Origin of the sequence: Chelativorans sp. AA-79 (assembly GCF_029457495.1) — a bacterium.
Classification (GTDB): domain Bacteria; phylum Pseudomonadota; class Alphaproteobacteria; order Rhizobiales; family Rhizobiaceae; genus Chelativorans.
Genome location: NZ_CP120361.1, coordinates 2,004,520 through 2,023,418, shown reverse-complemented (window position 1 = coordinate 2,023,418; position 18,899 = coordinate 2,004,520). Strand labels below are relative to the sequence as shown.

Below are 18,899 nucleotides of genomic sequence, written 5' to 3'. Positions count from 1 at the left end.
GGCTGGACCTTCGTTCGCACCGGTCACGCCACCAGTGGCACCGATAGCATCAAATCGGCTTCCAGTTCGGATCGATCTTGTCCGCCTCCGCGCGCCACAGATCGCCATAATCGACGTCCTGCCAGTCCTTGAACCAGGGTCCGCCGTTGGTGAAGTGGACCGCACTCGGCGTGCCGCTCTCCGGCTTCTCGCTCCAGCCCTCGAGCCAGTTCCACCGTTCGGGGATGCCGCCGATTTCCTCGTCCTTCGCCCACTGCATGCGGTGCAAGTACGCGCCGGTCTCGCGGTTGATCACCTCCGGTGTCAGGGTTTTCGTGGAAGGATGCTCGCAGTTGAAAAGCATAAAGGACGACCAGTTCTTGCGGGGATAGGTGGTCTGCACCTTGCCGTCCATCTTCACGGTGGCCTTCGGGGTGTAATCGTGCTTCACGCACATCACGGCCTTGGAAGGATCGCGGTATTCGAGCAGCTTCGCCACATCGTCGAGGAACAGGAAGTCGCAGTCGCAGAAGAGCGCCCAGCCCTTGTAGCCGGCAAGCCACGGCGTGAAGAAGCGGGAATAGGTGAACTCGGTGGACGCGAGCGGATCGATCTCGCGCGTATACGCGCCCCTTTCCACCAAGTCGGAAAGCTTGATCGGATGCACCTCGACAGGAACGCTCGCGCGATCCAGGATCGTTTTCTCGGCAACGTCATAGGCGATCGGCTCGCGGGAATCCCAGCCGATATAGATGTCGAGCTTCGTTTCCATCATCCCTCCTTGCGAATGTCTGCGTCTCGTGTCGTTCTTTGAAGGCCAAACGCGAATGTCGCGTTCCGCGACTATCCGCTCGATCCAGGCCCGCTCGTGATCCCAGGCATGCTTCTGCCAGCCCTGCCAGCTGAAGCCTGCGATCTCGACGTCCCACTCATCCGCGGGCAACCTTTCCAGCGCATATCGAATACCGACATATCCGGTGCTTGGGAATATGCGCTGCTTGGTCGAATCCTCAGGCTCTATGCCCAGATCGCGGCAGCTCGCTTCGTAGAAGCTTGGCGGCAGAACGGCAACAGCCTTACCAGCTTTGCCATACATCATCAGCCCGTCCCAGGTATATTCGGCACGACGTCCCTTGAGGCGGGAAAGCAGCTTCGGCTTCTGAAGATATTTTTCCACCGTGATCGGGTGATTGACCAGGAAGACGAGTTCTGCCGCCTGCACGATCGGCGAGGTGGGATAATCGGGATTTTTCAATCGCCGTTCCATCGGCTTGCCGGTGTTGGAGACGAACAACCAGTTCGTCTTGGTGCCGCTCATTCCGAAGGAGGTCTTAGGCTCGTTGAAGCGCACGACGTGATCGCTGGCATTCACGCGTTCCGTCATGTCGAAGAGCAGTGGCCCGTTGCCAACGATGAACAATCTCTTTTTCTTCTTAGCCATGCGGAATCGACTCTCCCGGCTTCTGCCGGCTCTTTAGAACATCGGTTGCCCTGACTGCAAACCGATAACGCGCCCTGTGAAACTCCCTCCCCAGGGTCTCGCTTAGCGATTTGCCCTTCCTCTGCACAGTCGTCCCGCCAAGCGTCGCCGCCACTTCGCGGACGGAAACCGGCGTCGAGCTCAAGACTCGAACGCCGTGCAGCCAGCGCATCTGGATAGCCGTATCCACAGGCCTGTCGAACTCGTCGGTAAAGGCGAGAAGCCTGCGCGCCGCTTCGCGGCCGACAAGCTGGGCCTGCATCCCGAGTCCCACCATCCGTGGCACGAAAAGCCGGCTTTCACCAGCCTGCGCCAGCGCCTCACCGTGCTCCCGCGGCTGCTTGGGAAAGCGCAGGAAATCCGCCGTCGCAGCGCGTTCGAGCCCGAGATCCAGCGCATTCCCGAATTGCGGCAGCAGTTCCACATCGTCTTCGATGACCAGCCCGGCCTCGAGCCCGTGCTCTATGACCATCTGCCACGCCCTGCGATGCGAGAGAAAGCAGGCGACTTCGGTTCTGCGCAGGGAAAACGGATAATACGGCCGGTGTAGCCTCGACCTGTAAGTGCGGGCGATCTCCGCGTCCGAGAGCGTCTCGGCGTCAATGGCATTGATCACGGTGACGGGCATCGGCAGGGCCTCGCGCAGGCGCTCCACCTGCGGCGCACGCCCACGCGCCCGCGCGAGATGGATGATGAAGGCGGCAGCCCTCAACGCCCCCTCTCCCAAAGGTCTTCATAGACTTCGCGAAGTGCCGCGGCCTCGCCGGCAAGCGCGAAGCGGCCCGCGACATGCGCGCGCCCGGCTTCTCCCTGCCGCGCCGCAAGGGCTGGATCGGCCAGATAGGGCTCAATGGCCGCGGAAAGGGCCGCCCCATCACCCGCCGGCACCACCATGCCAGTCTGTTCAGGAACGATCAGCTCGGCATAGGCGCCCGCATCGCTTGCCACTACGGCGGCACCCGATGCCATCGCTTCGAGCGGAGTGAGGCCGAAGCCCTCATTGCGCGAGGGCGCCACATAAAGGCTCAAGCGCCGGTACCATGGCCGCACGTCCGGCACCTCGCCAAGGAAACGGATTCGTTGCGACAGCCCCGCTTTGTGCACGCGGTGCTTCAAGTCCTCTGCGAAGGCGTGGTGCTCCGCCGTTGCCCGGCCGAGAATCACCGCCGTCCAATCCGGATAGCGCGGCAGGAGTTCGATCATCGCATCGATGAAGAGGTCCGTGCCCTTCTGGTGGCGGATGCGACCGAAGCAGCCGATCCCGTACTGCCCCGGCAGGCCCGTTGCCGCCCATATGTCCTCCGGGTCGCGCGGCGGGTGGAAGAGCTTCGTATCGACCCCGTGCATGATCACCCGATGCGGCACCTGGAGGAAAGAGCCGGAGCGCGCGCTGGTTGCCACTACCGCATCCATGCGGCGGATGAGCCAGCGCGTGAAGGGCTTGTGACGGCGCTGCGCGGCCGAAGTGAACAGCAGGCGAAGCGGCGCGCGGAAGACGTCGCGCAGCACGAGGCCAGCCACCATTTCGGTGTTGCGGCGGGCATGCCAGATGCGGAAGGGCTTCCGCTCGGGCCGCGCCAGCAGCGCGGGGAGCTGCCACCAGCGCATCCTGGGAAGATCCGCCGGAAGGCCCGGCCCGAACGTGACGATGGCAAGCTCGCGCGCCTGCAGCGGCACGAGCTGGACGATCGTGCTGGTGACGCCGGAGAGGCGGCGCTTCAGATTGGGCGCCACCACCTCCACCCGCCGCATGTCGATCGGGCCGGCGGCGGCAGCCTGGCCGGCTTGAGCGGCCATGATGCGTCTCAGCCGTACTGGACCCGCACGACCTCGTAGCCGCGTGCGCCACCCGGTGCGTTGACCTCGACGGAATCGCCCACGCCCTTGCCGATAAGCGCCCTGGCGATGGGCGAAGAGATGGAGATACGGCCGGACTTCACATCAGCCTCCTGGTCGCCCACGATCTGGTAGGTCTTTTCCTCTTCCGTGTCCTCGTCAACGAGCACGACCGTGGCGCCGAACTTCACCGTGTCGCCGGAAAGCTTGGTCACGTCGATCACCTCGGCCCGTGCGATCAGGTCCTCGAGTTCGCCGATGCGGCCTTCGTTGAGGCTCTGGGCTTCCTTGGCCGCATGATACTCGGCGTTCTCGGAAAGGTCGCCGTGCGCTCGGGCTTCCGCGATCGCTTCAATGATGCGCGGCCGCTCTTCCTGTTGGCGCCAGCGCAGCTCTTCCTTGAGCGACTCGTGTCCAGCCAGGGTCATTGGGACCTTGTTCATTTCACACCACCTTCCTGACCTCATGTGCCGCTTCTGGTCGCGGCGGCACACAAAAAGAAAACGGTCCGAAAGCCAAGGCCACGGAACCGCTTCGTTCGACTCCAGCGAAATATAGCAATGTCGTCCGCTTTTTCACGCGAATTTTTATTTGGCGCAGGATTTCCACCGGCGAGGGCCGGCGCCGCATCGCGCGGGTGCTTGCTGTGACTTGGATGAAGGCGCAGCCAACCTATGTGAATGGAGCGGGGTGCATCAGCAACGGAGACCGACATGCGGAGACTTGCCCTATCCGCCTTGGCAACGGCCGTCATCACGACCGGAGCGCAGGCGCAGATTTTCGAAGCGGAGGGGATGCGACTGCGTGCCGAATCCCTGACGGAAGGACTCGAACATCCCTGGGCGGTCGATTTCCTTCCCGACGGCGCCGCCATCCTCACCGAGCGCCCGGGGAGGATGCGCATCTTCGCCGATGGCGCGCTTTCCGGTCCGGTCGAAGGCGTTCCCCAGGTGGCGGCCTTCGGCCAGGGCGGGCTCCTGGACGTGATCGCCGCGCGCGATTTCGAGGAAACGGGCACCATCTTCTTCTCCTATGCGGAGCCCGGCGCAGGCGGCGCGGGCACCGCCATAGCCCGCGCCACGCTCGTCCGCGAGGACGGCAGCGCCCGGCTCGAGGACGTCCAGAGGCTGTTCACCCTCGAACCGAAGACGAGCCGAAGCCAGCATTTCGGTTCACGCATCGTCCATGCGCCGGATGGAACGCTCTTCTTCACCATCGGCGAGCGCGGCGACAGATCCCGCGCGCAGGACGCCTCCGACCCTGCCGGCTCGGTCCTGCGCATCAACCCCGACGGCAGCATACCGCGAGACAATCCTTTCGTGGGGCGTGAAGACGCCGCCCCGGAGATCTGGTCGATCGGACACCGGAACCCTCAGGGCGCCGCCTTCGATTCGGTGACGGATTCGCTGTGGATCGTCGAGCACGGCGCACGCGGCGGCGACGAGGTGAACCAGCCGGAGGCCGGGAAGAACTATGGCTGGCCCGTGATCTCCTATGGCCGTCATTATTCCGGCGGCAGGATCGGGCGCGGGACGGAGGCGCCGGGCTACGAACAGCCGAAATACTATTGGGATCCCTCCATCGCCCCCTCCGGCATGGCCGTCTACCAGGGGTCGATGTTCCCGGAATGGGCGGGGGATTTCCTCGTCGGTGCGCTGAGCTTCGAGCTCGTCTCCCGTCTCGACCGCGACGGCACGGGCGAGATCATCGGCGAGGAGCGCCTCTTCAAGGGCGCCTTCGGACGTATCCGCGAGGTGGCGGCGGCCCCGGACGGGTCGGTCTGGCTTCTGACGGATGAGGACAACGGCCAGATCATCCGCATTTCCCGCGCCGAGTAGCAGCAGCGCGAGGGCCGGCTGCTTCCTGGCCCATATCTTAGTTCCTGTTGGCCCCGCGTGCGCGCGCGGTTGCGTCTGCTATGACCTGCGCGACAAAAACGGCAGATCTTCTCGAGTGACCCGCCTCCAGGCCAACATCCTTCTGCTCCTTGCCGGTGCCATCTGGGGCATGGGCTTTGTCGCCCAGTCGACCGCGATGCAGGCGATCGGCCCGTTCCTCTTCATCGGCCTGCGCTTCGCGATCGCGTGTATCTTCATGCTGCCCTTCGCGCTGCGCGAGGGAAAGCGGGCACAGAATGCTCTTTCCGCCGCCGATTGGCGTGGCTTCGCCTGGATCGGCGTCATCCTCTTTCTCGGCATGGCGGCGCAACAAGTGGGGCTGCTTACCACCACCGTCACCAATTCGGGTTTCCTCACCGGACTTTATGTCGTGATGGTGCCGTTCCTGGGCGTGCTCGTCTTCCGCCAGAGACCGCATGTCATCGTCTGGCCGGCGGCGCTGACGGCGCTGGCCGGCATATGGTTGCTATCCGGCGGCGGTGCGGTGGCGCTGAAGCCCGGCGACTGGCTGACGATCCTCTGCGCTCTCTGCTGGGCATTCCAGGTCTTCTTCATCGCGCGCGCCGCCTCCGGTACGGGCCGCCCGGTCACGCTGGCGGTGATGCAGTTTGCCGTGACGGGCGCAATCGGCCTTGCTGTTGCCCTCGCCGTCGAGCCCATGGAGGTGCCTGCGATCACCATGGCGCTGCCGGAAATCCTTTATGCCGGCATCTTCTCCGGCGGCATTGCCTTCACGCTTCAGGTGATCGGACAACGCTACACGACCGCGCCCCAGGCGGCGATCTTCCTTTCGACCGAGGCGGTCTTCGCCGCTCTGTTCGGCGCCGTTTTCCTGGGCGAGAGGCTGCCTTCCGCCGGTCTGGCCGGCTGCGCCCTCATCCTCTCCGCCATCCTCATGGTGGAGTTGGTCCCTGCCCTGCGGGCACGGCGCGCGGCATCCTGAACGGCCGGTCCCAATTCCGCCGCATGCATCCGGTGAAGGATGCGCTATGATGGCGCGACCACAGGCTGCGGAGCATCCACATGAAGGACCCCGTGGAGAGGGAATGGGAACTTTCGATCGGCGTCGACACGGTGCGCCTCCTTGCAGAGAAGGCACGCGCCTTGAGCGCCGCCGTGAACGAAGACTACGAGGACGGAAAGGAGCACGAGATAGAGCTCGGCTCGGATGCACGCGAGAAGCACAATCACGACGGGCTGGCGGAAGAGGAGGAGGAGAATCTCACCGAAGAGGAATTCCGCGAACTCGTCGCGGATCTCAATGTGGACGAGGTGGCGGAACTGATTGCCATCGCATGGATCGGCCGCGGCGATTATGAGCCCGAGGAATGGGCACAGGCAGTGGCCGATGCGCGCCCGCGTGTAAACAAGCGCGTCGCCGGCTATCTGCTCAGCGTCCCCATGCTGGGCGATTGGCTCGAAGACGGGCTCGCAGCCATCGGCGCCTGACCGCCGCCGCCCCGCCAATGGCCGTTCCCCCGCCGCTGTCCAGGCTTTCCGGTCTCGCTTGCCTGTGCCTCTTCGCGGAATCGCAAGCGCGAGAGATATCGAATTGCCCGGAGAGGCGCCCGTGCCGCAATCGCGCACAGACGCGTTGCGGCAGGAAACACCGGTCCCGAGGCCCGCGCCGGACGGTCTTCCGGCAGCAGAGAGGGCCTGCCGCAAGGAGCTTCGCAAGCTGGGGGTGAAGTTCAAGGAGTCACCTGCCGTCGCAGCGCCGGGTGGCTGTTCCCTGCCCTTTCCGATCGAAGTGGCGCGCCTTTCCCGAGCGATCCGTATCGAATCGCCTGCCACGCTCGACTGCGGCACCGTGCTGGCGGCTGCCCGCTTCTTCCAGACCGCCGGCATGACACTGGCGGAAAAGCATTTCGGCACGGGCATCGCAACCGTGGAACAAGCGTCCGGCTATGTCTGCCGGCCGATCAACGGGGCTGACGACCTTTCGCAGCATGCGTTCGGCAAGGCGCTCGACGTCTCGGGTGTCGTTCTCGCCGACGGCACGCAGATCGAGGTGCGCGACCATGGTGGCCGCGGAGAGGCAGCGCGATTCCTGAAGGATTTGCGTGCTGCTGCCTGCGGTCCGTTTTCCACGGTTCTCGGCCCGGGTACCGACGCCCACCATGCGGATCATTTCCATTTCGACATCAAGGAACGGCGCACGCCCTATTGCCGGTGAGCGCCCCATTTCCGCCATAGGTTTCAACGCACCCGCTGAGTTTTCATTTACCATTCTCCGTTAGCTTCGTTTCGACCGACGAGCCGAGCGGAGAAGCGTAGCGTGTTCGAGTGCAAGCGGCCGCGTCCGCGACTGCTCCGCCTGCCCCAGGTTGCAAGAGGCGCGCTTGCTGTTCTGACGCTCGCTGCCGCTTCGGCTTGCTCGGTTGACGGCGTGCTGCGCCCCGAGGTGGATGTCGGCATGCAGACGGCCGCCGTCACCGGCGGCGGTCTGCAGAACCTCGTCCCTTCCAACCCCATGATGATGAGCTATCCCATGGTGACGCTGCCGGAGGCGCCGGCGGCAACGGTCATGCCTGCCGAGGAGGCGGAATGCCGCCGTGAACTGCAGCGGCTCGGCGTCACCTATCGCGATCTGGCGCCCATCGACGACGGCGGCGCATGCCGCATCGACCATCCTGTCGAGGTGAGCGGCTTTTCCGGTGACATCACGTTGAAGCCGGCGGCGACGCTCACGTGCCAGATGGCCCTGACCGTCGCCCGCTGGACCAGGAACGAGCTCGCCCCGGCCGCCCGCAGGCGGTATCTGTCCGGAATCGGCACCATACGTCAGGGCTCCAGCTATTCCTGCCGCCGCATCCGCGGCACCAGCGTCGCCTCCGAGCATTCCAAGGGAAACGCGCTGGACATCATGAGCGTCACGCTCGAGAACGGCCGCGAGATCGATGTGCGCCGGCCAGGTTTCTTCGCCTTCCGCCAGCGCGGTTTGCTCAACACGGTCCGCGCGGAGGGATGCGACTATTTCACGACGGTGCTGGGCCCCGGCTACGATGCCGACCACAAGGACCACTTCCATTTCGACATCAAGGCGCGCCGGAACGGCTATCGCGCCTGCCGGTAGCGGGACCGCGCGCAATCGCATATCCTGACGCGGGGCAGTCTCTGCTCCGCCACAATGTATCCAGCCCGAGCCCATCAATGCTCTTTGTCGAACTCGCGGTTCTCTTCATCCTCATCCTTTTCAACGGCTTCATGGCCATGTCGGAGCTCGCGGTCGTCTCCGCCCGATCGGCGCGGCTCAAGGTGCGTCGCGACGATGGAGACCGCGGCGCGGCACGCGCCCTGGAGCTTTCGGCGGACCCCGGCCGTTTTCTTTCCACGGTGCAGATCGGCATCACCCTTGTGGGCGTGCTTTCGGGTGCGATTTCGGGTGCCACCATCGGCGTGCGGCTGTCCGGCTGGCTCACGGACCTCGGCGTTCCTGCCGGCATTTCCAATCCTCTGGGCGTGGGCCTCGTCGTGGCCCTGATCACTTATGTCTCGCTGGTCATCGGCGAGCTGGTGCCGAAACAGATGGCCCTCAGGAACTCCGAGGCGATCGCGGCCAGGGTGGCCCCCTTCATGGCCATGCTCGCCAGGATCGCCCTCCCCCTGGTGTGGCTGCTCGACGTCTCCGGCCGCGGCGTCCTCGCGCTTCTCGGCCAGAACAGGGACGAGGCGCACCGCGTGACCGACGAGGAGATCCGCACCCTCATCGCGGAGGCCGAGCACACCGGCACGATCGAGACGGAAGAACGGCACATGATCGCCGGCGTGATGCGGCTGGCCGACCGCAACGCGCGCGCCATCATGACGCCCAGGGGCGAAGTGGATTGGCTGAACCTCAATGCCCCGGCCGAAATCATCGAGAAGACCCTGCGCGAAACACCGCATACGCGCCTGCCGGCGGCGGAGGGCTCAGCCGACCGGCTGGTCGGCGCCGTGAAGACCCGCGATATCCTGGTGGCCTATCTCAGCCAGGAAACGGTCGATCCGCGCGCCTTCGTTCTTCCGGCGCCGATCGTGCACGATTTCGCCGACGCCCTCGACGTGCTCGCCACGCTTCGCCAGGCGGAAGTGCCGATGGCGCTCGTCCACGACGAATATGGCAGCTTCGAAGGGATCATCACGCCCGCCGACATCCTTGGCGCCATCGCCGGCATGTTCCGGGCCGATGTCGAGGAGGGCGAAGCGGACGTGGTGCAACGTGACGACGGCTCCTGGCTTTTGCCGGGCCTGATGCCTGCGGACGAGATGGCGGACCGGCTCGACCTCAAGCTGCCCGCGGATCGCGGCTACAGCACGCTGGCCGGCTTCCTTCTCTCCTACACGCAGGAACTTCCGACCACCGGCAAGAAGGTCGACGCCATGGGTTGGCGCTTCGAGATCGTCGATATGGACGGTCGCCGCATCGATCGGGTGCTGGCGACGAAGACCGACATGTCGGCGGGCATCGAAAACGTCGGCTGGGACTAGAGGCTTCCGGGACTGCGGCTGGGCGGCGCCGCAGGCAAGTCCTGACGGCCTCCAGACCCGGCTTTGTCCTTCGATTGCCCGATCACGCCGCCTTGGATGCTTCGGCGCTAGCGACCCGCGCTCGTTTCAGCGCCTGCGCCCACCAGATGAACTGATCGAGCATCCCGCGCGCGCCCTCATTCAGATGTTCGATCTCCGCAAGCGCCTTATCTCCGCGCAGGACCGTCAGATAGTCCGGAAGCATGATGTGGACGCCGGTGCGGATCGGCGCCATCTGCAGCTCGATCGCATGGAGCCGCAACTGCTCGACCGCGCGCGTGCCTCCTGCCCCGCCGTAGCCGACAAAGGCCGCGGGCTTGTTGTTCCATTCACTATACGCATAGTCGAGCGCATTCTTGAGCACGGCGGTCGGCCCGCGATTGTACTCGGCGGCGGTGAAGATGAAACCGTCAAGGGAGGCGACCTTGGCCTGCCAGGCCTGTGCAATCTTGTTTGGCGAAGGTCCGTAGGCAGGAGAGGCCGCATCCTCAAAGAAGGGAAGCGGGTAATCGCGCAGGTCGATCAACTCGACTTCCAACTCGCTCCGCTCCTTTGCCAAGTCATGGATCCACTCGGCCGGTTTGTCGGCAAAGCGGCCCTCGCGCGTCGAACCCACGATGATTCCGGTCTTCAGCTTCGTCATGATGTCTGTCCTCTCCAGGGATGGTATAAGAAGGATACCGACGCTATATTGGAAACCAGAAACGCCGCACAAGGAGGCACTTTTTTGAAACCCGGTCACTTGGAGTCGACTGCCCGCGCCGAGGAAGCCCCGGCAGTGGCCGAATCCAGCAATTATGATGCGTGCCGTCCGGTCCACGAGCTCTTGAGCCTCGTGGGCGACAAATGGACCATGCAGGTGGTGCGGCAACTCGGCAACGGCACGATGCGCTTCAACCAGCTGCGCCGCGCCATCGACGGCATTTCGCAGAAGATGCTGACGACGACGCTGCGCAATCTGGAACGCGACGGCTTTGTCACCCGCACGATTTATCCCACGATCCCACCGCGGGTGGATTACAGCCTCACCGATCTGGGCCGCGATCTTCTGGTGCCGATCAGTGCGCTGGGCGAATGGGTGGTCGAGAACCGCTACCGCATCGAGGAGGCAAGGACACGTTTCGACCGTCAGCAGGTGTGAAGGCGCCGCTTAGGCCTCGGGCGGCACCGGCGTGGGGCGGCCCGTCGCATCCAGCGCGACCATGACGAAGTCGGCGCTGGTGACCATCTCCATCACGTCCGAAAGATAGCGCTGCGCCCAGGCCTCGACCTTCAGCACGATCGAGGTGCGGCCGACCCTTTGGATGCGCGTGTAGACGCAGAGCGTGTCACCGATCTTCACCGGCTTGGCGAACGCCATCTCCTTGACCGCGGCCGTCACCACCCTGCCCCGGGCGCGCTCGGCCGCGCGGATGCCGCTCGCCGAATCCATCTGCGCCATCACCCACCCTCCGAAAATATCGCCCGCCGCATTGGCGTCGCGCGGCATGGCCGGAGTGCGAAGGGTGAGATCGCCTTGCGGCGCGGCGGGGGTCTCGGACATCGCGAACCTCTGATCGAATTTTTATTTCAATGACTTAGGACTTTTGCCGGAATCGAATCGTCAGGAGTTTGAATCATTTTCTGAAGCCGTTTAATCATTTTCTCGAAGTGAGGCCCGCGCGGTCATGGTGAGCCGTGTCAACCACTCGGGCGCCTGACGGAAACGTTGCATGATTCCAACAGCTCCAAAATACTCTCCTCAAGCAGCTTCCTGCCGCCGGGCCGCCAGCCAAGCGCAGCCAGCCGGTCGGTTCTCATGGCGTTCACCGCTCCCTTGTCGGCAGCCTCCGGAAGGGGATGCGAAGAGCCCAGCTCCCGCTTCACGATCGCCAGGATGTCGCGCCTGTCGACCAGAAGGTCCGAGACGTTGAGGATCACATCGTCAGGCGTCGGCAGTTCCAACACCAGCCGCACAGCCGCCGCCACGTCACGCCCGTGGACCTCGGTGCCCGCGCGCGGCGCGATCTCGCGCCCGGCGAGATAGTCGGCAACGAGCCCCGTCCATTTGTGCGGGCGTCCCGGCCCGCCGGGACCGTAGACACCGGTCACGCGCAGGCTGACGCCCTGAAAGCCTGGACCGCGGAGAGCGCTTAAGGCCTGCTCCGCCCCAAGCTTCACCTCGCCATAGAGCGTATCCGGCCGCGCCTCGACCGTCTCGCTGAACCACACGCCCGGCGAGTGCGAACCGTAAACCGCACGGCTCGACAGGAAGACGGTGCGGCGCACCCCCACCGTCTTCGCCGCAGCGAACAGGGCCGCGCTGCCGTCCAGATTACGCCGTCGGAAGCCCTGAGGATTGTTGCCCTCGCCGCCGCGATATTTGCCCGGCTCATGGTCAAAGGCGCCGTGTACGAAGAAATCCACCCCTTCGAAAGGCGCGGATGTGATGGCCTCCGGCTCCAGCGAAAGCGACGCAAAGTGCACCGGCTTCGAAAAGAAGCCATCGGCCGGCGGGCGGCGGCCAATGACCGTTACGTCATGGCCGGCCGCCAGAAGACTTTCGACGATGAAACGCCCGACATAGCCGGTGCCGCCGGAAACGACCGTGCGCGGCGTGCTCATGACCCTGCCGGATTTTCAAGACTGTTCAGATCGGGAATGCCCTCGCCGGAATGGAATGCATGCCAGAGGTCGATGAGCGGCTTGAGCTTGTCCGCCTTGGGATGGTCTTTCTCCCACGGCTTCTCGTACTGGTAGTGCACCACGGAAACCGACTTCCAGTCCCATAGCCCGGGCAAGTTGAACCAGACATATTGCAGCATGTTGAAGAAGACCGGCAGGCCGTGCCAATCGGGAAAGTAGCTCTGCAGGAAGGTCTGGTCCGTGCGCCGCCAGAAGGCTTCCGGATGGTCGAGGACGGCAAGCATCGACCGGAAGGTCGCCTCCGATGGCCGGGCGGTGAACACGCCGGAGTTCAGCCGGTGAAAGTCGGCCAGGCTTTCATAGACATTGGGTGCTGCCGAAAATTCCGGATAGGAAAACAGCCGGTCGATATTGCGCAGCACGATCGCGTCCGCGTCGATGAAGACCACCCGCTCGTATTCCGTGAGCTGCCAGAGGCGCAGCTTGGCGAAATTGTCGAGCGGCGTGTGAAAGGCGGGCTTGTTGCCCTTGGTGAAAGGCGCATCGGCGTGAAGCCTTACCCGCTGGTGCCGCTCGTTGAAGGCTTCCGACGTCGGCAGCAGTTCCGCCTCGACGAGCCGCGCGCCTAGGGATGCCAGCGGCGTCAGCGCGGTGGCGTCCACCCCGCCCGTGTGCATGACGACGATCTCGGCGTCGGTCCTTGTCCGCTGGAGCGAGCGCACCAGCGCCAGCGCGCCCACGGCGTAATCGGCATTGGTGACGAGGGTGACATAGGCGTGCCGGGCTTGGTTCATGAGCAAACGCGGCTATGCAGCAACATTCCGCCCCGCCCTCAACCGACGCTCTTCAGCCGCTTGCCCTCCGGATCGCGATCGAGCGTGGGCGCGATGTCCTTGGTCCAGGCGGAGACGGACGGGATACGGCTGCGGTCGACGCGGTAGGCGAACTTCTTCGCCACGTCCACGACTTCGGCCAGAAGCCCGTCCTCCAGCGTGGTGGGATTGAGGCCGAGTCGCAGGAACTGCTCGTTCCTCACCACCAGATCGTTCTCGGGCGCTTCCTTGCGCGGATTGGGCAGGTAGGCGACCTTGGCGCCCGTCAGGCGGGCGACGAGCTCCGCCAGATCGCGTACGCGATGGGTCTCCGTCATCTGGTTGAAGATCTTCACGCGGTCGCCGCGCTTCGGCGGATTGCCGAGCGCGAGTTCCACGCACCGGACCGAGTCCTGAACGTGGATGAAGGCCCGCGTCTGGCCGCCAGTGCCATGCACCGTCAGCGGATAGCCGATCGCCGCCTGGATGAGAAAACGGTTGAGCACCGTGCCGTAGTCGCCGTCATAGTCGAAGCGGTTGACGAGCTGCGGGTGCAGCCTGGTCTCGGGCGTGTGCGTGCCCCACACGATGCCCTGGTGCAGATCGGTGATCCTCAGACCGTCATTCTTGGCGTAGAATTGAAACAGGAGTTGATCCAGGCACTTGGTCATGTGATAGATGGAGCCGGGATTGGCGGGATACAGGATCTCCTGCATGGCCGTCTCACCCGAAAGGGTCTCCACGCCCACGGGCAGGTAGCCTTCGGGGATCGCGGCCCCGACGCTGGAATAGCCGTAGACCCCCATAGTGCCGAGATGCACGAGATGCGCGTCGAGATCGATCTCCACCAGCGCGTTGAGCAGGTTGTGCGTCGCGTTGACGTTGTTGTTGACGGTGTAGTTCTTGTGCCGGTCGCTCTTCATGGAATAGGGCGCGGCACGCTGTTCGGCGAAATGGATGATCGCGTCGGGCCGGTGCTCGGCCAGCCAGCGCTTGAGGATCTCGTAGTCGCTGGCAAGGTCGATCAGATGGAAGCGGATGCGGCGCCCGGTCTCCTGGTGCCAGATGCGCGTGCGTTCCTGGATGGAGTCCATCGGAGTGAGCGACTGGACGCCGAGCTCGGTGTCGATCCAGCGGCGCGAGAGATTGTCGAGGATATGGATCTCGTGCCCCCGCGCGGAGAGATGGAGGGAGGTCGGCCAGCCGACGAAACCGTCACCGCCGAGAACAGCAATCTTCATCGAATCGAACCCTTGTCGCCAATCGTTAAGGACGCTTATCCGCCATTTGTGACAGGAATTCTATGCCCGTATGAAAGCGGATTGAAAAGCAGGCATGGCTGGCTGGTGCACACGGATTGGGACTAGCCGACAAATCTTTTGATGTCGCGGCGCCACATCCCGAGTTCATTTTTTACTTGACGGCGCCTCGGGCCGAATCAAACTTCATCCATCCGCCATAATCGTGCATCATTGTTGAAGGATGCCATTCCCCGTCAGAGGGAAAGCGGCGAAGGCGCTTTGGAAGCCGCCGAGACCCAGGCGGCAAGGCCGTTGCGCCAGACAGGGAAGGAGACGGAGATGCTTCCGTCAACGACATTTCAGTCCGGCGTCTATGACGCCAAGGACATGGCGGAAATCCACAGCGCGGTGGAAGCCGTCTGCGAGGAGCTCGGCATCGAGCGCGCGGATTTTGCGGGCCGCGAGCGCGTGGCGAGCCATGTGATGCGCTCCTGGGCCATGGGCCAGCGCACCCCTCTCGGCCTCGTCCACGCCGGGCTTGATGGCGCGGCATAGCAGCGGATTCCGCTCCGCAGGCCTGATGCGCCTGTCTCGACAGCGGGCGCATATGCCTCGTCTGCAATCGGACTACTCCTCTTCGATCGGAAAACGGAACGCCCTTTTCTCGCCAATTGCTGCGCGATCCTGTCGGGAAACGGCGCGGAAGGCACTGCTGCACGATTTCCTGCAACGCGGTTGTGCCTCGCCACCTCCGTACCGGGTTGAGCGTCGCACGGATCGGCGCTGGGATCGCTGGACTGACTGACCCTCCGGCGAGGGTGTGGACGCCGAGCGCTTTCCATGCGACATTTCGACGATCCTGAACGATCGACTATTCGAGGGCGCCGTACGGCGCTTTTCCGATGAGCGACACCGCCCTTACGCCGAAGACCAGGACCAGGACGAAGACCGAGCGGCCGAAGCTGCACAAGGTCATTCTCGTCAATGACGACTTCACGCCGCGCGAATTCGTGGTGACGGTGCTGAAGGCTGAGTTCCGCGTGAACCAGGACCAGGCCTACCGCATCATGATGACGGCGCATCGCCGCGGAACCTGCGTGGTCGCCGTCTTCCCCAAGGATGTCGCCGAGACGAAGGCCACGCGGGCGACCGACGCAGGCCGGAAACAGGGCTACCCGCTTCTTTTCACCACGGAACCCGAAGAATGAGGAAGGCGCGGCCACGCCCTGGCCGTCGCCGTTCCGCGCGATCGTTTCCGGTGACGACAGATATGGACGACCGGGCGGAAGCAGCAGACTGCACCTTGCTGTTTACAATCGCGGTCTACCCCCCAGAGTGACCAGATTTTTTGAAACGTAGCCTCATTTTTCTGATATAAACACGATGGGGAGCGCACTGCATCAGCGTCTCTCCACGTCTGCACCTGTCCGTTCCGCAAAACGCAGGCGCAGGCGTGCGCCGTGATGCCCCCGCAGGCCAACGGCGCTTGCCGCGTTCTCCGCAATCCGGGCCCCCTCGGATGCAGGGAGCGGGGCATCCGCAACCTCACGCCCAGTCTGGTTGCGGCGGCCGCGCCTTCCTCGATCGAGCCCCCTCGTGAGTGGAAAGCGCGGCCCCTTTCATCCCGATCCGCACCGGCTCCGAGACACGGCTTCGTGCTGCACAAGCCGACCTTGACGCTCAGGCAACCCCGCTATGAAATCGGCACGATCTGGCTGGGATCCATTTGCACCCAGGTTTCCGCACCGATCTGAAAGACGTCTGAGGGAGGTGCCACGACCCGCAGCCGGATACTGTTCTCGCCTGCGAACATATAGTCCCATGTCTCCCCCATGAATGCGCGCTCCACCACCTTTCCCTTGAGCTTCACGTGATCCGAAGCGTCAGGTTCTTTCCCGCAGAGCTTCAAGGATTGCGGCCGGATCGACACGGAAACCTCCTTGTCGGCGCCGGCCGGAACATCGAGCAAGGCGCTTGGAACCGAAAAGCCCTCGAAATCGACGGTGTTGTCTTTCTTGCGGCCGATGAGGAAATTCGTGCGTCCGATGAAGCTGGCCACGAAACGGGTCTTGGGTTTGGTGTAGAGCGCGTATGGCGCGTCCACCTGCTCGATGCGACCCTGATTCATCACGGCGATGCGGTCCGAGGTGACCATCGCCTCGCCCTGGTCGTGGGTGACATAGACGGATGTGATGCGGAACTCGTCATGGATGCGTTTGATCTCGAACCGCATCTCTTCACGAAGGTTCGCATCGAGGTTGGACAGCGGCTCGTCGAGCAGGAGAACGGCGGGGCGGACCACAACCGCCCTTGCAAGCGCCACGCGCTGCTGCTGCCCACCCGACAGTTCCGATGGATAGCGCCCGGACATGGTGTTCAACTGGACCACTTCGAGAATTTCCCCGACGCGCCTCTTGATCTCCTCGGCGGGAAGCTTCCGCAGCTTCAAGCCGAATGCCACGTTTTGCGCAACGGTCATGTTCGGCCAGATGGCATAGCTCTGGAAGATCATGGACATGCCGCGTTTCTCCGGCGGCAGGGACCCACCGGGCGCGGAAAGGACGCTTCCGTTGAGCGAGATGGAGCCGCTGGTTGGATCGATGAAGCCGGCGATCATTCTGAGCGTGGTGGTCTTGCCGCAGCCTGAAGGCCCAAGAAGGGAGACGAATTCGCCCGGCTTTAGTGCGAGATCGACATCGAGCACCGCGTCGACATCGCCGAATCTGCGGCCAAGACCGCTGAGCACGAGGCCTTCCATCACGATCTCCTCAACATGAAGTCGCGCCCGAGGAAGCGGACGCCTATGGCCATGACGGCAACGATGATCACAAGCAGCACGCTCCCAAGCGCCGACAGGCGCTCCAGCAGGCCCTCCTCGCTCATATCGAGGAGCACCACCGAAACGACGCGCGTGTTCGGCCCGACGAGGAAGACGGCGGTCGACAGTTCCTGCGCAGCGGGAACGAAGATGAGCAGCCAGCCGCTGGCGAGCGTGCGTTTCAGGAGAGGGCCGACCACCTTGCGGACAGCGACGAGCCTGCCGCCGCCGAGAATGCGCACGGCTTCCTCCATCTCGGGGTGGATTGCGCGCACGCCGGCCATGCTGGTCGTATAGGCGACCGGCAGGAAGCGCGTGGTGAACGCGAGGATCAGGATCAGATATGTGCCATAAAGCCCGACCGGCGGCAGCGCGTAGACCGCATAGAAGCCGATCGCCAGCACGATGCCGGGAATGACGAAGGGCGACATGCTGAGGAAGGCGAGCACTTCGCTCATGGGCAGCAAGCGCCGCTGCACGATATAGGCAATGGCGAGCGCAAGCAGGATGGCCGCGGTCGCCGCAGCCGCACCGGTGGCCAGGCTAGTCACCAGTGCCTTCTGGGAACTCGAATGCTCGAACAGAACGTAGTGGAAATTCTGCAGCGTCAGATTGTCGAGCGAGAGCCCCCCCACCCATGATTTGCTGAACGCGGCCATGACCAGGACCAGGAGAGGCATGATGACCGAGAGCATGACCACGAAGAGGCTATAGGCGAACGCCGCCCAGCGCCATTTCCCCAAATTCACGATGCGCCGCTCGCCCCCCTTCCCGCTCACCGCAGTATAGCCCTTGCGCGACAGGACCTTCTTCTGCAGTGTCAGCAACCCGGCCGTGATCAGAAGCAGCGGAATGGAATAGGCCGCCGCCACCTCGATGCGTAGCGGAAAGCTGAAGAACTCGGAGAGTTGGATGACCACGACGGGAAACCGGGCGGGAATGGAGATGAGCGCCGGCACGCCGTAAAGGGCAATGGATATGAGGAACGTCAGAAGGGCGCTGCCGAGTATCGATGGAAGCACCAGCGGCAGGGTGACCTTCATGGCCGTGGTGAACGGCCCCGCGCCCAGGATATTGGCGGCATCCTCCATCTCCGAATTGATCATCTCGAAGGCGGCGCTCACGAGAATGAAGATGGTGAAGTAGGTGTTGATCGCCATCACCAGCACCAGCCCGGGAAAGCTGAAAATGTTGACGATGGACTCGGTGCCGCCGGTGAGCCATTGCCAGGCCACGTTCAACCAGCCGGAGTTAGGGCCCGCGAGCAGGATCCAGCCGACGCCGCCGAGATAGGGGGGCATGACGAAGGCGCCGAAGATGCCGAAACGGATCAGATTGCGCCCCGGCATGTTGGTTCGCGTGCACGCCCATGCGAGCGGAACCGCGAAAAGCAACGACAAGACGACGACCGCTGCACCCATGTAGAGCGTGTTGACCAATGCCTGCACGTGCCGCGCCTTGCCATAGGCGTCGATATAGTTCTGGATGGTGAACCCACCCGAGTCGGGGTGGGTGAAGCTCTTCATCACCAGCATGCCGACGGGCGCGACGATCAGCACGGCAAGAATGGCCGCCAGAACGATCCACAACAGACCGCTTGGCTGGAGCCGGCGAAACCATGCGACATGTGCGCCGGCCCCGGCGAAGCTGGTGTCCCTCTGCGAGGACGAGCTTGAGACCAATGTCATGGTACTGGCCGTC

The 18,899-nt window shown here is 63.8% G+C and carries 20 protein-coding genes; 9 read left to right on the top strand and 11 right to left on the bottom strand.

The features are described 5' to 3' along the window. Positions 1 to 49 precede the first annotated feature (49 nt). The 4 genes from PVE73_RS09780 to greA form a co-directional block, all read right to left on the bottom strand. A complete protein-coding gene (locus PVE73_RS09780; RefSeq protein ID WP_277367403.1) occupies positions 50 to 751 on the bottom strand; it encodes a glycosyltransferase in 702 nt (233 codons plus the stop codon). 661 nt (positions 752 to 1,412) lie between these two features. Then, positions 1,413 to 2,171 carry a glycosyltransferase family 25 protein gene (locus PVE73_RS09775; RefSeq protein WP_277366751.1) on the bottom strand — a complete coding sequence of 253 codons (759 nt, stop codon included), beginning with the start codon at positions 2,169 to 2,171 and terminating at the stop codon, positions 1,413 to 1,415. Continuing rightward, positions 2,168 to 3,256, bottom strand: coding sequence for a glycosyltransferase family 4 protein (locus PVE73_RS09770; RefSeq protein WP_277366750.1), 1,089 nt, complete (start codon positions 3,254 to 3,256; stop codon positions 2,168 to 2,170). Before PVE73_RS09770 ends, PVE73_RS09775 begins: the two co-directional genes overlap by 4 nt. Positions 3,257 to 3,264: 8 nt before the next feature. Next, entirely contained in the window at positions 3,265 to 3,738 is a 474-nt protein-coding gene (gene greA, locus PVE73_RS09765; RefSeq protein ID WP_277366749.1) for a transcription elongation factor GreA, read from the bottom strand. Positions 3,739 to 4,008: 270 nt separating this feature from the next. Here greA and PVE73_RS09760 point away from each other — a divergent pair, with 270 nt between their 5' ends. From PVE73_RS09760 to PVE73_RS09735, 6 genes are all read left to right on the top strand, one after another. Beyond that, positions 4,009 to 5,133 carry a PQQ-dependent sugar dehydrogenase gene (locus tag PVE73_RS09760; protein ID WP_277366748.1) on the top strand — a complete coding sequence of 375 codons (1,125 nt, stop codon included), beginning with the start codon at positions 4,009 to 4,011 and terminating at the stop codon, positions 5,131 to 5,133. A 115-nt stretch (positions 5,134 to 5,248) separates the two neighbouring features. Further along, on the top strand, positions 5,249 to 6,136 hold the full coding sequence (locus tag PVE73_RS09755; RefSeq protein ID WP_277366747.1) for a DMT family transporter: 888 nt from the start codon (positions 5,249 to 5,251) through the stop codon (positions 6,134 to 6,136). Between the two features lie 80 nt (positions 6,137 to 6,216). Further along, positions 6,217 to 6,642 (top strand): DUF3775 domain-containing protein, encoded by a 426-nt coding sequence (locus tag PVE73_RS09750; RefSeq protein WP_277366746.1) that lies wholly within the window; start codon positions 6,217 to 6,219, stop codon positions 6,640 to 6,642. 121 nt (positions 6,643 to 6,763) lie between these two features. Beyond that, positions 6,764 to 7,369, top strand: a complete 606-nt coding sequence (locus PVE73_RS09745) for an extensin family protein (RefSeq protein WP_277366745.1) — start codon at positions 6,764 to 6,766, stop codon at positions 7,367 to 7,369. Between the two features lie 132 nt (positions 7,370 to 7,501). Next, positions 7,502 to 8,269: an extensin family protein gene (locus tag PVE73_RS09740; protein WP_277367402.1), complete on the top strand. Its 768-nt coding sequence runs from the start codon at positions 7,502 to 7,504 to the stop codon at positions 8,267 to 8,269. A gap of 77 nt (positions 8,270 to 8,346) precedes the next feature. Beyond that, a complete protein-coding gene (locus PVE73_RS09735; protein ID WP_277366744.1) occupies positions 8,347 to 9,663 on the top strand; it encodes a hemolysin family protein in 1,317 nt (438 codons plus the stop codon). Positions 9,664 to 9,745: 82 nt separating this feature from the next. Here the strand turns inward: PVE73_RS09735 and PVE73_RS09730 are convergent, their stop codons facing one another. Further along, positions 9,746 to 10,345, bottom strand: coding sequence for an NAD(P)H-dependent oxidoreductase (locus tag PVE73_RS09730; RefSeq protein ID WP_277366743.1), 600 nt, complete (start codon positions 10,343 to 10,345; stop codon positions 9,746 to 9,748). A 135-nt stretch (positions 10,346 to 10,480) separates the two neighbouring features. Between PVE73_RS09730 and PVE73_RS09725 the strand changes: the two genes are divergently transcribed. Beyond that, on the top strand, positions 10,481 to 10,843 hold the full coding sequence (locus PVE73_RS09725; protein ID WP_277366742.1) for a helix-turn-helix domain-containing protein: 363 nt from the start codon (positions 10,481 to 10,483) through the stop codon (positions 10,841 to 10,843). A gap of 9 nt (positions 10,844 to 10,852) precedes the next feature. Here PVE73_RS09725 and PVE73_RS09720 read toward each other — a convergent pair whose 3' ends face one another. From PVE73_RS09720 to PVE73_RS09705, 4 genes are all read right to left on the bottom strand, one after another. Next, the gene (locus PVE73_RS09720; RefSeq protein ID WP_277366741.1) at positions 10,853 to 11,245 is read right to left on the bottom strand and encodes an acyl-CoA thioesterase; all 393 of its coding nucleotides are present in this window, start codon (positions 11,243 to 11,245) and stop codon (positions 10,853 to 10,855) included. Positions 11,246 to 11,382: 137 nt separating this feature from the next. Further along, positions 11,383 to 12,306, bottom strand: a complete 924-nt coding sequence (locus tag PVE73_RS09715) for an NAD(P)-dependent oxidoreductase (RefSeq protein ID WP_277366740.1) — start codon at positions 12,304 to 12,306, stop codon at positions 11,383 to 11,385. Next, entirely contained in the window at positions 12,303 to 13,121 is an 819-nt protein-coding gene (locus PVE73_RS09710; RefSeq protein WP_277366739.1) for a glycosyltransferase, read from the bottom strand. The genes PVE73_RS09715 and PVE73_RS09710 overlap by 4 nt, the downstream gene beginning before the upstream one ends. Positions 13,122 to 13,159: 38 nt before the next feature. Continuing rightward, positions 13,160 to 14,380 carry an NAD-dependent epimerase/dehydratase family protein gene (locus PVE73_RS09705; RefSeq protein WP_277366738.1) on the bottom strand — a complete coding sequence of 407 codons (1,221 nt, stop codon included), beginning with the start codon at positions 14,378 to 14,380 and terminating at the stop codon, positions 13,160 to 13,162. A 339-nt stretch (positions 14,381 to 14,719) separates the two neighbouring features. Between PVE73_RS09705 and PVE73_RS09700 the strand changes: the two genes are divergently transcribed. Beyond that, positions 14,720 to 14,935, top strand: coding sequence for a hypothetical protein (locus tag PVE73_RS09700; protein ID WP_277366737.1), 216 nt, complete (start codon positions 14,720 to 14,722; stop codon positions 14,933 to 14,935). Between the two features lie 347 nt (positions 14,936 to 15,282). Further along, positions 15,283 to 15,588, top strand: a complete 306-nt coding sequence (clpS, locus tag PVE73_RS09695) for an ATP-dependent Clp protease adapter ClpS (RefSeq protein ID WP_277366736.1) — start codon at positions 15,283 to 15,285, stop codon at positions 15,586 to 15,588. Positions 15,589 to 16,073: 485 nt separating this feature from the next. Here clpS and PVE73_RS09690 read toward each other — a convergent pair whose 3' ends face one another. Together PVE73_RS09690 and PVE73_RS09685 are read right to left on the bottom strand one after the other, a co-directional pair. Beyond that, positions 16,074 to 17,138, bottom strand: coding sequence for an ABC transporter ATP-binding protein (locus PVE73_RS09690; RefSeq protein ID WP_277366735.1), 1,065 nt, complete (start codon positions 17,136 to 17,138; stop codon positions 16,074 to 16,076). After that, the gene (locus PVE73_RS09685; protein WP_277366734.1) at positions 17,138 to 18,886 is read right to left on the bottom strand and encodes an iron ABC transporter permease; all 1,749 of its coding nucleotides are present in this window, start codon (positions 18,884 to 18,886) and stop codon (positions 17,138 to 17,140) included. The genes PVE73_RS09690 and PVE73_RS09685 overlap by 1 nt, the downstream gene beginning before the upstream one ends. Positions 18,887 to 18,899 lie beyond the last annotated feature (13 nt).

What these genes read in the sequence shown, in the direction of transcription:
- PVE73_RS09780 (WP_277367403.1), bottom strand. Translation starts at nt 751, where the DNA reads ATGGAAACGAAGCTCGACATCTATATCGGCTGGGATTCCCGCGAGCCG.
- PVE73_RS09770 (WP_277366750.1), bottom strand. Translation starts at nt 3,256, where the DNA reads ATGGCCGCTCAAGCCGGCCAGGCTGCCGCCGCCGGCCCGATCGACATG.
- greA (WP_277366749.1), bottom strand. Translation starts at nt 3,738, where the DNA reads ATGAACAAGGTCCCAATGACCCTGGCTGGACACGAGTCGCTCAAGGAA.
- PVE73_RS09760 (WP_277366748.1), top strand. Translation starts at nt 4,009, where the DNA reads ATGCGGAGACTTGCCCTATCCGCCTTGGCAACGGCCGTCATCACGACC.
- PVE73_RS09750 (WP_277366746.1), top strand. Translation starts at nt 6,217, where the DNA reads ATGAAGGACCCCGTGGAGAGGGAATGGGAACTTTCGATCGGCGTCGAC.
- PVE73_RS09735 (WP_277366744.1), top strand. Translation starts at nt 8,347, where the DNA reads ATGCTCTTTGTCGAACTCGCGGTTCTCTTCATCCTCATCCTTTTCAAC.
- PVE73_RS09730 (WP_277366743.1), bottom strand. Translation starts at nt 10,345, where the DNA reads ATGACGAAGCTGAAGACCGGAATCATCGTGGGTTCGACGCGCGAGGGC.
- PVE73_RS09720 (WP_277366741.1), bottom strand. Translation starts at nt 11,245, where the DNA reads ATGTCCGAGACCCCCGCCGCGCCGCAAGGCGATCTCACCCTTCGCACT.
- PVE73_RS09715 (WP_277366740.1), bottom strand. Translation starts at nt 12,306, where the DNA reads ATGAGCACGCCGCGCACGGTCGTTTCCGGCGGCACCGGCTATGTCGGG.
- PVE73_RS09710 (WP_277366739.1), bottom strand. Translation starts at nt 13,121, where the DNA reads ATGAACCAAGCCCGGCACGCCTATGTCACCCTCGTCACCAATGCCGAT.
- PVE73_RS09705 (WP_277366738.1), bottom strand. Translation starts at nt 14,380, where the DNA reads ATGAAGATTGCTGTTCTCGGCGGTGACGGTTTCGTCGGCTGGCCGACC.
- PVE73_RS09700 (WP_277366737.1), top strand. Translation starts at nt 14,720, where the DNA reads ATGCTTCCGTCAACGACATTTCAGTCCGGCGTCTATGACGCCAAGGAC.
- clpS (WP_277366736.1), top strand. Translation starts at nt 15,283, where the DNA reads ATGAGCGACACCGCCCTTACGCCGAAGACCAGGACCAGGACGAAGACC.
- PVE73_RS09690 (WP_277366735.1), bottom strand. Translation starts at nt 17,138, where the DNA reads ATGGAAGGCCTCGTGCTCAGCGGTCTTGGCCGCAGATTCGGCGATGTC.
- PVE73_RS09685 (WP_277366734.1), bottom strand. Translation starts at nt 18,886, where the DNA reads ATGACATTGGTCTCAAGCTCGTCCTCGCAGAGGGACACCAGCTTCGCC.